The following is a 15,868-nucleotide window of genomic DNA, read 5'->3' on the forward strand; positions in this document are numbered from 1 at the left end:
TTATCCCTCCACTATTTGTCGCTTCCAAATACTGGTCGTATGGTTGGGTTTCTGACTCACATATGTCAGTGTTTTTGTTGGACGCCCTGCCTCTTCACGGTAAACGTCAAATCGGTTTAACGTCGGAGGTGCAATCGAATGTCGTTTGTTCGGACGTGAGACTGCCTCCTCCCAGGATTGTAAAACGACGTTGGCGTTCGTTCCCCCATCCGCAAAACAATTAATCGCTGCTATTCTGGGTGAATCGTTCCATTCAGAAAGCTGTCGTTGAAAATAAAACGGCGTTGACTCCATATGGAAATGGGTCATCGGCTCTTGCCCTGACAAGAACGGAACCAATTGTTGGTGTTTGAGCATCAGCACGACTTTTATCAAGCTGGCAATCCCTTCTGCACATAATGGATGACCGATGTTTGGCTTGATCGATCCTAATCCGCAAGCGGCCATACGAGATGAGCGATAGACAGACTGAATGGCTTTGAGTTCAAGTAAATCTGTAACCTCTGAACCAGAACCATTCGCTTCTATATAGCTGATTTGTTCTGGATTCACGCCAGCTTTCGCCAGTGCCGACTGCATAACTTCTTTTTGGGCTTGCAAATTCGGGGTGGCAGGACCTGCCGTTCGTCCATCATTGTTGACCGCTACTCCCTTGATGACGGCATGTATTTCATCACCATCAGCCAGTGCTTGCTCCACGGTCTTCAATAGAACCATTCCTACGCCTTCTCCCAATACGAGGCCGCCCGCACGCCTATCAAAAATATGGAAGACTGGCTCTTCGCTTAAAATCCCTCTTTGGTGGAACATCCGATGCGCTTCATCACCGTTTAATACGTTTACCCCGCCGACGATAGCAGCCTCAATCTCTCCACTGCGAAGGGAATGAATCGCCATATTCATCCCGACCAGCGCCGAAGAGCATGCGGTATCGATGACCATACTCGGTCCTCTAAGATCGAAGTACTGGGAAATATTTGTGGCCAAATAGTTTTGTCCCACAGTCATAATCGGATTTTGCGTTTGATGAAGACGCTCTTCACTTGGGCGGTGATTACTTCTTGCTCCGATGTAGACGCCTACCGCCCTTCCCTTGATGTCGTTCGATGTGTATCCTGCCTGATGCCATAGGTGAAGACTTTCCTCCAATACCAATAAGGCTTGCGGGTCCATGGCCTTGGCATCTTCTTTTGCAATCAGGAAGTAAGCAGGATCAAAAGCAGTTATGTTGTCCAGAAGTCCTGCATGATAGGAATTTTCATACCCCCAGCGTTCCTTTGGCACAGCCCCAATGGCTGAACGGCCCTCCGCTAACAACTTCCAATATTCATCCACGTTACGAGCACCCGGAAAACGGCAAGAGAGCCCCACTACCGCGATGTCAGACGGATTTGCCTGATTATATGGGGGAGCCTGACTACTCACCATCTGGCTTTTCTTAGTTTCCCTGCGGATAGGCTGACTCTTCGGATGGTCGCTCATTTCAGGAGAAGTCAGCGTCAGTTCGTCAGAGATGGAATCGCCGTGATTGCTGGTTAGCCATTCTGCAAGTGTTTCGATGGTGGGATATTCATATAAAATCGTCGGGTCCAAGTCCTTGCCCAACCATTTACTGATCTCATTCATCACTTGAGCCAGTAACACCGAATCGATCCCGTAGTCTGGAAACTCTTTGTCTATTTCCAATCTGGCAGGATCTATTTTCAGTTCCTTCGCAAACAGCTCAATCAGTCTTTTTTGTGCTGTCTTCTCAAGACCCACTGAGCTTTGCGTCGGCTTGCCTGCTGGTGGACGATGAGGCGACAGGTTCACAACAGGAGCTTCTTGCTTTTTGTGTTGCATCAATTGCTGGGGTTCCCACAGTTCCTCGTTAATGGCTGCCGGGAACACTACAGGACCAATTTTTTTCAAAAGAATATGATCCAGTAATCGCAGTCCTTGCTCGTCAGTGATGTGTACGAGTCCTGTTTGTTGATAGGCTTTGGTCGTAACTGCACCGATCCCGGTTTCCTTCCAGCTCGGCCACTGAATGCTGACGATCGGGCAAAAATCCGCATGTGCCGCTGCAAAAAAATCCATATAGGCATTGGCTAACGCGTAATCACTCTGCCCCGCTGCTAAGGACGGAATGATTGCCGAAACAGATGAAAAGAGAACGAAGAACTGTAAAGGCTCGTCCTTGCAGAGTTCGTATAGCGCATGCAGCCCTGCCACTTTCGGTTGTAATACCTGCTGAATTCCATCCGTCGTTTTCCGAATAAACGCCGGATTTTGATCATCGCTAAAACCAGCGCAATGAATCACCCCGCCAATCGGCCCCATCGTCTGTTTCAACTCGCGCAAATGCTGTTGCCAAGCCTCTTCATCGGTTAAGGATACAGAGAGGACTTCAACCTGTACGTCTTGCTTTTCCAAAGCTTGTACCGCCCGAATTTTCTTTGCTGCGGAAGTGCTTTGCGTCTCATAGGCTCCCCATTGCTCGCGTGGCGGCAGACTTTCTCTCCCTGTGAGCACCAGTTTTTTGACACCATGACGCTCTACAAAATGTTTGGCGCATAGATATCCAAGCCCTCGGGTGCCGCCTGTGATCAACAGAACATGGTTCTCAGGGAAAACAAACGCTGGTTCCTGACTGTCTGCTACCCTCTCTTCCTGAAGATAAGCCCTATAACGCTCACCCGCTCGATAGCAAACCTCTGTTTCCTGAGCATCGATAAGAAACTCTGCTGCAATCTGTTGCGCAAGTTCTTCTCCATCAGCCAATGGCTCCAAATCCACATGACGTGATTGCAGATGCTTGTATTCACTTTGCAGCATGCGGTATACCCCAACACGTGAGGCCCCCGTCAAATTGACAGAGTCATTCTGGAAGGATTCCAAGCCTTTTGTCACACCCAATAGCGTCAAGCCTTCCTTATGACCATTCTCAATGAGTTGTTGCAGCCATGGAATCCAAGCCAGCGAATCGGGATGCTGACGCCCACAACCGATCAAATCGATAATGCCATCATAGTTTTTCCACTCCGTCTCATCCTGGTGGAATCGTGATTCGAGCTCGTTCAGTTCCAGAATTTCACACTTGGCGAAATGGTTGGACAGTTGAATCGCCAAATGCTTCGTTTCATCCGTTGTGAAAATACCAATCGTTCGATGAGCTGCTTTGGTTGGCATCGCTGGGCAGGCCTTCCATTGCTTTTTCAAAATGCGCATGTCTGGCTGAACCGCAATCTGCTCATATGTGGATCGGGATGCTGCACCTGTAAATGACGTATGTCCACCAGGCACCCAATAAGCTTCTCGGCTAAACGGATAGGTTGGAAGACTAATCCGCCGAGGCTTTCTCTCCCCATACAAGCTGCTCCAGTCAATGTTTAGCCCTTTCACCCAAACGTCCAGCAATTTGCTGTATTTTCCTTTGTTCATCCAGGAATCAATCATTTGCGGCATATCATCATCGGCTGCAAAGATTGCCAAGGTGTCTTTATGACGTTTTACCTGTCCGTGGTACAGGTCTTCAATGTCCTTCTGTCTTCCTATGAATTGCTTCAATTTCTCTTCAAGCTCCATCATCGAGCCCGCAATCACAGCCAAACGTTCCTCCATCGGTTCTCGTCCCACTTGAAGGGTATAGGCCATTTCAGCTAAATCCGCATCAGACAATCCCTGTTCTGCAATGTATTCGAGCAGTCGTTGTACCCGTTGTTGAAGCTGATCTTCATTCTTGGCCGACAGGAGAATCAAGGCAGGATTTTGCGGACTTGCCATTATGGTAGCCTGCTCTTGCATTTTTGGAATGTATTCTTCAATCACGACATGGGCATTCGATCCGCCCGCACCAAAACTGCTCACACCAGCGCGGCGTGGAACTTCCCGTCCGTCAATGACAGGGCGTTTCCACTCCGCCAGCTCTTGCTGAACAACAAACGGCGTCACGCTGAAATCTATATTCGGGTTGAGTACTTCAGCATGCAGGGATGGTGCTAATTGTCCATGCTTAAGTTGCAATAAGACCTTCGTCACCCCAGCGATTCCCGCCGCACTCTCACAATGCCCGATGTTGGACTTCGCCGATCCAATGGCACAAAACTGTTTGTCATTTGTGTACACTTGGAAAGCCTTCGTTAGGCCCGTAATTTCAATTGGATCACCCAGAGAGGTACCCGTACCATGTGCTTCCAGATAGCTGATCGTCCGTGGATCGATTCCGGCTTTTTGAAAAGCACGTCCAATAACCCGAGCTTGGGCATTCGGGCTAGGCACATTGTATCCATTCGTTTTTCCTCCGTGGTTAACGGCGGTTCCTTTTATCACACCATAAATTTGATCTCCATCGGCAATCGCTTTCGCCAGAGGTTTAAGCAGGACTGCTCCCACCCCCTCGCCAGGTACATACCCGTCGCCGCCGATTCCAAAGCTTTCGCATCGTCCCTTGCTGGATGCGAATTTGCCTTGTCCAAGCATCAAGTATTTGTTGGGGTGAATGGAAATGTTGACACCACCTGCGATAGCAGCCTCACATTCCCCTTGCTGTAGGCTTTGGCAAGCCAAATGAATGGTTGTCAGGGAAGAGGAACACATCGTATCGACCGCCATGCTAGGTCCATGGAAGTTGCAGAAATAAGAAACCCGATTCGCAATGGAGGCTGGACTTCCTGCCAGCGCCATCGGTCTACCGAGCATCGTTTCCTGGGCTCCATAGAGCTGGTATTCTTCGTACATGACTCCGACGTAAACCCCGACATTACCGCCTAGACCCATGCCAGGTGTCGCGCCGAGCGATTCACGCGTATACCCTGCATCCTCTAACGTTTCATAGACGCACTCCAGGAACAAACGCTCTTGGGGGTCCATGATTTCAGCCTCTCTTGGTGTGATATTGAAAAATAACGGGTCAAATTGATCAACACCGTCCAGGAAACCTCCCCACTTGCTGTAGGTTTTTCCTTGCTTTTTCTTATCTGCATCAAAGAACAGGCTGTGATCCCAGCGCTCTTCGGGAATTTCTGTGACACAATCCTTGCCATCGCGCAGGTTACGCCAGAACTCGCTCATATTTCTAGCTTTCGGATAACGACCGGAGACCCCAATAATCGCAATGTCTAAGGCGTCATTTGCTGGTTTGGTTTCACTCGTCGTTTCCTTCAACACGTTTCCCCTGCTCCTGCGATTGTGGATGATCGGTTTTGCCGTTGCAGCAACCATCGTCTGAGCAACGCTCGACCTTTTCACAGGGGATGCCGTCGGTGCTTCTTTCTCATCCATCCCAAGGATACTCATCATTTGATCCCCGTGCGCTGCCAGGAAGTATTTTGCAATTTCTTCGATGGTTTGATATTCGAAAAAGAGTGTTTTCGACAACGAACCAAACGTTTTTTCTAATTCGTTTGTTAATTGCATGACCATAATCGAGTCAATTCCGTACTTTTCCAACAAGGCATCTGCTTCGATGCGGTCTATTGGCAGCTTGATCACGGAAGAGACCAGCTTTTTGAAGTAATAGATCGCTTTTTCCTTTGGCAAATGATGACTCGCTGGTTGTATGACGGTTGAAGCTTTGACTTCTTGTTCTGTTGTCTTCTGTCTTCCCACCACCGCTGCGTGGAGGCGTTGTAAATCTCCTTCCATGACCATCACCTGATCTTTTCGAGAAGCTACGGCTTCATAAAAAGCGCGAATGCCCGTCGCGGTGTGCAAGGCGATCATTCCGAGCCTTTGTTTCACCATCTCCTCAACTGCTTCATCTACTTGCATCCCGCCCTCTTTCCAGAGCGGCCAGTTGATAGAGACTGTTTGACCCTGACGTTGCTTTGCCTGCACCCGTTCATTCCGATCTTTCGCATAGCCGTCCATAAAGGCATTCGCGCAAGCATAGTCTGCCTGACCACTATTTCCTGCACTTCCTGCTATCGAAGAAAAGAGGACGAAGAAATCGAGAGGCTGATCTTTACTTGCCTCATCCAAATTTGTAAGACCGGCCACTTTTGGCGCTATCACTTGGTCCCATTCTTCTGTCGTTTTCTTGAGGATGAAGTTGTCTCGAACGACACCCGCGCTATGGATGATGCCGTGAAGACCTCCGAATTCCTGTTGAATACTTTGGATGAGCTGGATTACTTCCTGCTTGTCCGTCACATCAACTTGACGGTAGACAACCCTTGCACCTGATTTTTCCCATTCATGAAGCATCGCTTGTTTATCTTCACGCAGAGGAGAACGTCCTGTGAGAATTAAGGTTGCCCGTTTCGCTTGATTCGCGATTTCCCTTGCAAAAATCACCCCTAAACCGCCTGCTCCACCCGTAATCAAATAGGTTCCTTGATCTTTCCACGGAATAGTGACCTCATCATGCAATGGCTTGGTTTCACACCAGCCCAGTACATAACGTTTCCCCTCTTGATAGCGAATTCGGTCATCCATAGGATGGCACGCATTCTCTTGCAGCTTGCTTGCGATTTCTGCCGCACGTTCACCTGGGTTTATTTCAATGAATTGGCCGATTAGATTAGGATTCTCCTGCTGCGCTGTTTTCAGCAAGCCAGAAAGTCCGCTTAGGTATGATTGTTCCGCTTTGTCGGGAACGACGACCTGCACTAACACTTTGCCAAGTATCTTTTGTTGGAAGAGGCTTTGGATTTCCAAAAATACTTGGGAAGCATAGGCCTCGAACCTGTCGGCAATGTCCTCCTGTTGGGATTGCAAAGGAATCAAGCGCACTTCGTTCATCTGTGCTGAAATACTTGCAAGCGACGCTGCAAAACCTTCCACCATCATCACGATATGCTGTGCATAGGCAGGAGTCTCCGTTTCCTGAAGAACTGCTTGTTCCTTCCAGCAAGGATGCACCATCAACATTCCTTGGCCCTCTGTAGCTTCGAAGTCTGCCGCTTTACCATCCAACTTGCGAGACGAAAAGCGCTTCATTCTGACAAGAACATTTCCCTGCTCGTCACATAAGTCAATATCCAGCTTCTGTACATGATCAGAAGCGTTGCTGCCATCGCTGTAGCGAATATACGCCCACATCTGTCGCGTGCATGGACTGAAGATTTCCAGCTCATCCAGCGCAAAAGGCAAGATTGGCTTGAGCGTATCGAAATTGTTAGCGAGACTCTTGTCATCAGCCCCTATAAATAAGCCAATCGCCGCCTGCAAAGCCGAATCCATCATACTGGGGTGCAGCACAAACTGTTCTTCTGTCCCCAAAACAGCGAAAGGTAAAGACAGCTTTGCCAACACCCGATCCGTGCCTTTGTGCACTTCCACAATTCCTTGCAGCGCTGGACCATACTGCATTCCCATTGCTTTATAAAATTCATAGCATTGGCTGCCACTCAAAATGCTATGGCTACACGCGTCTTGTAGCATAGCGAGATCAAGCGCGGGCGTCTCGGCAACCGTATGGAATACGGCACTTCCCTGACTGTGCACAATCTCTTTTGCTTCATTTCCTGTATGCTCACTATAGATGCGATAGCCAATCTCTCCACTGTCTTCCAGTTGAAGACCAATGTGAACATCGACAGGCTGATCATCGACAGCAATTGGCTTGGCCCACACCATATTTTTGAGCGTCAAGCCATTCTGTCCCGCTTTTAGGGCTCCCGCTGACTGATCGATTGCCGCGCGTGCCATTTCGAGATAAGCAACACCCGGTAAGAGCTGCTGTCCATTCACTACATGATCTGCCAAGAAAAATTCCTGTCCACGGAAGGTAGAACTATACCGCTGTTCCAACAATTCAGACGTGTTTTTCTGGATCAATGGGTGAAGGAAGAGCGTCCCTTCTGATGTGGCTGCCACTTCGCGCGCAAATTGCGTATCCATCTGTGGAATCCAATAACGTTCTCTTGCAAACGGATACGTAGGCAAGCTAATGCGACGAGGTTTCTTCTCACCGTAGAGCTTATGCCAATCAACCACGCCTCCACTGACCCACAGATCAAGCAGCTTGGCGTATTTTCTTTTGCTTATCCAGGCATCGATTGCCTTTTGCAAATCTTCATCCGCTTCAAACACGGCGATTGTCTTTTTGTTACCTTTTACCTGTCCTCGGAATACATCTGTGATGCTTTCCTGTCCATCTACAAATTGCGTCAGCTTTTCCTGAAGCTCTTGAATGGAGCCGGCCATCACAGCCAGGCGTTCTTCCATGGCTTCTCGCCCAATTTGAAGCGTGTAAGCAATATCTGCTAAGTCCAGGTCAGAAATGGACTGATCCTTGATCGCAGCTAACAATCGCTGTGCCTGTTCGTGGAGCTGGCTTTCGTTCTTTGCTGACAGGAGAATGATCGCTGGATTTGCGTGACTTACATGGATCGCTGGACGTTTCTCATGGTCTGGAATGTATTCTTCCAAAACGATATGAGCATTCGAGCCACCCGCCCCAAAGCTGCTCACACCGGAGCGTCTTGGAAACTCCTGACCGTCAATGACAGGACGTTTCCATTCCGCCAGCTCTTGCTGGACGACAAACGGAGTTGCGCTGAAATCAATATTCGGGTTTAGCACCTCCGCATGCAAGGATGGTGCTAGTTGTCCGTATTTGAGCTGCAGCAGGATCTTCGTGATCCCGGCAATTCCCGCTGCACTCTCACAATGCCCGATATTGGATTTCGCTGATCCGATGGAGCAAAACTGCTTGTCAGTTGTGTACGCCTGGAAGGCTTTGGTCAAACCTGCGATCTCTATTGGATCTCCTAAAGAAGTACCTGTACCGTGCGCTTCCAAATAACTAATCGTCCGTGGATCAATTCCTGCCTCCTTCAAGGCACGCCCAATTACACTCGCTTGTGCATTCGGATTAGGTACGGTATAGCCATTTGTTTTGCCGCCATGGTTAATGGCGCTTCCTTTTATCACACCGTAAATTTGATCTCCGTCGGCAATTGCTTTCGCCAAAGGCTTAAGCAGTACCGCTCCGACACCTTCTCCAGGCACATAGCCGTCGCCGCCAAGTCCAAAGCTTTCGCATCGTCCCTTGCTGGAAGCAAATTTTCCCTGTCCGAGCATCAAATATTTATTCGGGTGAATGGAAACATTGACACCACCCGCAATTGCAGCCTCGCATTCACCGCGCAGCAAGCTTTGGCAGGCAAAATGGATGCCCGTTAGCGAGGAGGAACACATGGTATCAACAGCTACGCTAGGACCATGGAAATTAAAGAAATAAGAAACACGGTTCGCTACAGATGAGAAGCTTCCACCAAGGGCCATTGGTCTGCCCATCAAGGTTTCTTGTGCACCATACAGTTGATACTCTTCATACATGATGCCCACATAAACACCGACATTACCGCCAAGTCCGAACCCTTTAGACGATCCGAGAGATTCGCGGGTATAGCCTGCATCCTCTAAGGTTTCATACACACACTCCAGGAATAAACGTTCCTGCGGGTCCATGATTTCTGCTTCCAGAGGCGAAATGTTGAAGAACAGCGGATCGAATTGATCAACACCATCGATGAATCCGCCCCATTTGCTATAGGTTTTCCCCCGTTTGTTCTTATCCTCATCAAAATACAAACTGTGGTTCCAGCGGTCTTTGGGGATCTCCGTAATGCAATCCTTGCCATCGCGCAAATTGTTCCAAAACTCTTGCGTATTCCGCGCTTTCGGATAACGTCCAGAAACCCCAATGATCGCAACATCCAAAGCTCCTTTGGCTGGTTGGGTTTCCTTCTGTGTCGAAATGAACCGCGAGCCTTTGCGACTGCTTCCGCGCTGGCTGTTCCTTTGCCTTTTCGACGTGTTCTCTTCTTTTGTCACGGATGCTGTTTCTCTGGTAACAACTGTTTCCTGCTGTTCTGTAAGGCCCAAGATTTCAATGAATTTGTCTCGATAGGAGTCCAAGAAATAACCAATTATTTCGTGAATCGTTTGATACTCAAAAAATAACGTTTTCGGCAGCGAGCCAAAGCTTTTCTCTAATTGGTTGGTTAATTTCATGGATAGAATCGAATCAATTCCGTATGTCTCCATCGAGGCATCTTCTTCGATTCGATTCACAGGCAGTTGCAGCACCTCGGCAAATTCCTTTTTCACAAAATGAGTCGCTTTCTCGCGGAGCACATTTTGTTCTACAGTGGCGGTCGCTTGTTTTTCTTTTTTCTCTTCCCTGGTTGGTGTGATCGATGCCACTGGCTGCATCTGTTTTACCAGCATCTCTTCAAATTCTTCAAGTAAATAGGACGCAAGCTGCTGTAGCGTCGGACACTCCACGAATACATTAGGAATCAGCCCAATGTGATATTGCTGATTAAGCTTGTTGGCGAATTCAGTCAGTAGAACCTGATTAAATCCGAGTTCAGACAGCTCCACTCTGACATCAATATCCGTGGTAGGAACCTGTAGCAGATCCGACACGGTTTGCATCAAAGCAAATTCCACTTTTTGCAACAGATTGCTCGTATCCGCTGTTTCCGAAGCTTCCAATCGAACAGGAGCATGCTTCGATTGAGAACGGTTGACTGGTGTTTGCAAAACCAGTGTTTGCTTGAGCTTCGCCAGATCGCCTTCCATCACCATGACCTGAGCTTTTCCAGAGGCTAAGCCTTGGTACATAGCTCCAATACCCGTCGAAGTCTGCATAGCGACTACTCCCCTGCTATGCTCCAGCATGTCACCGGCCTCTGCGCCAGCCTGCATTCCGCCCTCTTTCCACAATGGCCAGTTCATGGACAACGTCTGTCCGTGACGTTGCTGTAACGCAACCAAACCATTACGATAGTGGGCAAATCCGTCCATAAAGGCGTTGGCGCACGCATAGTCAGCTTGACCGATATTCCCCAAGCTGCCAGCCACCGAGGAAAACAGCACCAGGAAATCCAGTTCTACATCTTTGCTGGCTTCATCCAGATTGATGAGACCCGTAACCTTCGGATGGAGAACCGTTTGGACCTCCTCCCTGTTTTTTCTGAGGATATAGCTGTCACGAAGCACGCCAGCACTATGAATAATGCCATGTAGTCGACCATAGTCCTGTTGAATCGTGCGGATCAACTCTGCCATTTCCTGTTTCTGCGTCACATCAACTTGGCGGTATTCAACACTTGCTCCCGATTCTTTCAATTCCTGAAGTTTGCCTTGCTTCTCTTGATCCAATGGGGAACGTCCTGTCAGAATCAAATTCGCCTGTTGAACCTTCTGTACAATTTCGTTGGCAAAAAGATAACCCAGTCCGCCTGCCCCGCCAGTGATGAGATAAACCCCACCGTGTTTCCACGGAATGCTCGTCTCTTGTGGAGCATCGAGTTCTACCCACTCAGCTACATATCGCTTTCCAGATTGATATCGAATCTGAACATCCAATGGGCAGCGTACATTCTCCTTTATTTTTTCAGCGATCCCGAATTCGTCGTCGCCCGATTCTATCTCGATTACCTGTCCAATCAGGCTGGGATTCTCCAAGTTTGCCGTTTTCAGCAAACCAGAGAAAGCGGTGAAAGACGGTAGCTCCGCTTGCAAGGGAACGACAATCTGAACCAATACCTTGCCGCGTACTTTTTGCTTGAAAATCCCTTGAATTTCCTCAACTACCTGCGTCGTATAATCAATGAAACGCTCGGCAACGCCTTTTTGCGTGGATCGCAAAGGAATGCAATGAACGCCATTCAAGCTGGCCTGGAGATTGTTCCAAGAATCGTGCTCCGGTTCTACCATCATCACGACTCGCTGTGTATAGTCAGGGGCTTCGGCCTTGCTCGCAACCGCTAGTTCCTTCCACTCTGGATGAACCAGCAGTGCTCCGAGCTTGCCTTTGGAATCCATCGTCGCTACTTCGCCTTCCAGCACTCGTGCCGAGAAGCCTTGCATACGTACGCAAACCGTTCCTTGATCGTCACACAAATCAATATCCACTTTCTGTACCTTGTCTCCCGAGCTATTGGCGCTAGCCTGTCGAATCCATACCCACATCCGTGAGGAAGTCTGGCTAAAAACGCTCAGCTTCTCCAGTGCAAAAGGCAGGATTGGCTTCAGATTCGCTGTATCGCCTGTGCCAAGCAATAATCCGATAGAGGATTGTAAGGCCGAATCCAGCATGCTCGGATGCAAGACGAATTCTCCTTGCGTCTCGGCAACTTTGGAAGGCATGGCTAGCTTGGCCAATACTTGCCCCTCTCCCACGTACACATGCTCAATTCCTTGCTGAGCTGGCCCATAGACAAGTCCCATTGTTTGAAAGGCGTCATAACACTCACTTGCATGAAGCGTGCGATAACTGCATTGGGCTTTGATCGCATCGAGATTATGCGTGGGTGCAGCAGTGATCCCTGCAAACACCACACCCCCTTGACTGTGTACCACCGATTCGGCCTGTTCGTCCTGCGGTTCGCTGTATATTTCATAGCGAAGGTCGCCGTTATCCTCAGGATAGATGCCGATGTGTACCTCAACAGGCGTATCTTCCACCACAATCGGTTGCGCCCATACTACATTTTTCAGCTCCATCACGTATTGCTCGTCTTCCAACGCTCCTGCTGCTAGATCCGCAGCAGCTCGAGCCATCTCAAGATAAGCAACCCCAGGCAGGATTCTCTTTCCTTTTACAACATGATCCGATAAAAAGAATTCCTGACCATCAAAAGTAGAGCTGAATCTTTGCTCACGGAGATCTGAAGTATTTTGATGCAGCAAAGGATGCAGGGAAGCAGTCAGACCAGGCGCACCTTTTATGTGAGTGGACGGCTGTGTCTTCGGTTTGGGCAGCCAGTAATTCTCTCTGGCAAAAGGATAGGCAGGCAAGCTGATCCGACGAGGCTTGATTTCGTCATAGAGCTTATTCCAGTCCATATTCAAGCCCTTCACCCAGAAATCGAGAAGCTTGGAGAATTTTTTGCGTTGCATCCATTTCTCAATTGCTTCTTGTAATTCCTCATCGCCTGCGAAGATGTCTGTTGTTTCTCTGCTGCGCTTTACCTGACCACGATAGAGGTCGGCAATGCTGTCATCACCTGCAAGAAAGCTTTGCAACTTCTCTACCATCTCTGAAAGCGAACTCGCCATCAGGGCTAGGCGTTCTTCCATCGCCTCGCGTCCCACTTGGAGCGTATACGCAATATCAGCAAGGTCCACATCTGTAAATGCTTGCTCCTCAATCGACGCTAACAGTCTCTGCACTTGTTCAACGAGACGCTCCTTATTCTTCGCCGACAGGACGATGATCGCCGGATTTTGCGGACTGACCGTGATCGTCGGGCGTTCCTTGACCGCAGGAATATATTCCTCAATCACAACATGTGCATTGGACCCACCTGCACCAAAAGAAGAAATCCCGGCAATTCGCGGGAATTCTCTCTTTTCGCCGTTCACTTCAATAAGCGGCCGCTTCCATTCAGCCAAGTCCTGCTGAACGACAAAAGGTGTTTTCGAAAACGGAATATTCGGATTCAACTCTTGCGCATGCAGGCTTGGAACCAGCTGTTGATGCTTCATTTGCAGCAAAATTTTTGCCACTCCTGCGATTCCAGCCGCCGCTTCCAAGTGACCAATATTGGATTTAACGGAGCCAATCGCACAAAATCCTGTATCCTGCGTATCCTTGCGGAAGGCCTGGATGAGACCCGTAATTTCAATCGGATCACCCAGCTCCGTGCCTGTTCCGTGCGCTTCGATATAGCTAACGGTTTTGGCATGAACACCTGCCTTATCCAGCGCCTGGCGAATCAGCTCTCCTTGAGCAGTTGGATTCGGTACGGTATAGCCATTGGTTTTTCCGCCGTGATTCACGCTGGTACCACGAATCAATCCGTAGATATGGTCGCCATCCGCAATTGCTTTTGACAGTGGTTTGAGCAGTACTGTACCTACTCCTTCTCCCGGTACAAAACCGTTTCCGCCTTGCCCAAAGCTTTTGCATTGTCCATCTACGGAAAGCATATGCAGCGCTGACAAAAAGACATAGCTGGAAGGATGCAGATACAGGTTGACTCCGCCGGCAATCGCCAGTTCACAATCCCCGTTATACAGATGCTCGCATGCTTCATGAATCGCCGTAAGCGAAGCGGAGCACATCGTATCAATCGGCATACTCGGACCTTGGAGGTTGAGGAAATAGGAAACACGATTCGTCAGTGAGCTAAACGAGGTGTGCGGGTAAATCAATTCACCCTGCTTCCATAAATCAGGTCCATACAAGCTGAACCCTGTTTTGGTAATCCCTCCAAACACTCCAACCCGTCGATTGTACTTTTCCGCAAGCTGTTGTCTCGTATAGCCAGCATCCTCCAGCACTTCCCAGCAAGACTCCATAAATAACCGTTCTTGCGGATCGAAATGCATCGCTTCCCACGGAGACATATTGAAAAAGAGCGGGTCGAATTCAGCGAATCCGTCTACAAAGCCGCCCCATTTGCCGTAGCTTTTTCCTTCTGCCACAGCTTTGTCTGGATCAGGCTCGAAAAAGTCATCCAGTGACCAGCGCTCTTCCGGAATTTCTGTAATGCAATCCTTTCCAGACTTCAGATTCTCCCAATACTCGTTCAGTGATCGCGCTTTTGGATAACGTCCGCTCATGCCGATAATGGCAATCGGCTCCCGCGCTATCTGCTTTCCTGATTGCACGGCTGTACTGCGAATCGGTTCATGGCTGGCTGTATCACGTTCGTTACGCACCAGTGGTGTTGAAGTTCCGCGATTGGCCGCACCCTGACGATCAAGCCCCGTCCACTTCATGCATTCCTGCCTATGATCAGCGACGAGATAATCTGCAAGGGTGTCAAGAGTCTGATATTCATACAAAATGGTCTTGGACAATTCGCTAAAAACATCCCCCAGCTTTTTATTCAGCTGGATCACCATAATCGAATCGATTCCGTATGTCTCGAACGGTTCATCGACAGCGATTTTACCTGCTCCCAGTCTGGTCTCTTGTCCGAACATCACCTTTAGCTGATAGAGCGTTTTCTCTTTTAACACGCCTGCATCGACTGACAGCTTCGCATCGTGCACCGGTGTGGAATCGAGCTGTGACACGACAGAAGTACCAAGCAACTGATCCTTGAGTGTTGGCAGATTGCCTTCGATAACCAGCATCTGCACAGTGCCGGAAGCCACCCCTTGATACAGCGCCTGTATGCCGCTTGCAGTCGGCATCGCGATCATGCCCCTACCCTCCATGATCTTCTCTGTCGCTTCATCAACACGCATACCGCCCTCTTTCCACAGCGGCCAGTTGATGCAGAGTGTTTGACCTTGTCGTTCGCCTGCTTTCACCAAACCATGACGATACTTGGCGTATTGATCCATAAAGGCATTGGCAGCAGCGTAATCAGCTTGCCCCGCATTACCAAAGCATCCCACGCCAGAGGAGAAGAGAATAAAGAAGTCAAGTGCCATATCCTTGCTTGCCTCATCGAGATGCATCAGTCCAGTAACTTTTGGCGCCAGCACTTGTTCCAGTTCATCCGCTGTTTTTCTCATGATAAAACTGTCGCGAATGACTCCCGCACTATGAATAATGCCTGTGAGACTGCCAAACTCTTGCTTGATGGCTTGGAATAAGTCTTCTACCGCCTGCTTTTGTGTGATATCAGCCCGACGATATTGAATATTGGCTCCCAGTGTCTTCCATTCATTGCATAAGGCTGTCTTTTCTTCATCCAAAGAAGAACGACCCGTGATAATTACTGTCGCTCCCTTCGTTTGCTGGGTGATTTCCTTGGCAAAAATCAAGCCTAATCCGCCCGCACCGCCCGTAATCAGATAAACCCCATCATCTTTCCAGACATGCTCCGCTTGCCCAGAAGCTTTCATTTCTGTCCAGCCGCTCACCCATCGCTTGCCATCCTGATAACGAATGTGCTTACTTTTCTCATCGTTGCTGTTTTGTTGGAGCTTATGGACCAGTTCTGCTGGTTTGTCCTCTGCTTGC

At 49.0% G+C, this 15,868-nt stretch carries 1 protein-coding gene (cut by a window edge); it reads right to left on the reverse strand.

Annotated elements, in window-relative coordinates:
* Nucleotides 1-15,868, reverse strand: partial view of a non-ribosomal peptide synthetase gene (locus tag FO446_RS19310; RefSeq protein WP_237898825.1) — the 3' portion only. The gene runs 5,633 nt beyond the window's last position; the window shows 15,868 of its 21,501 coding nt (coding positions 5,634-21,501); its start codon lies off the right edge, out of view; its stop codon occupies nt 1-3.

Origin of the sequence: Brevibacillus brevis, from assembly GCF_022026395.1 — a bacterium.
Classification (GTDB): domain Bacteria; phylum Bacillota; class Bacilli; order Brevibacillales; family Brevibacillaceae; genus Brevibacillus.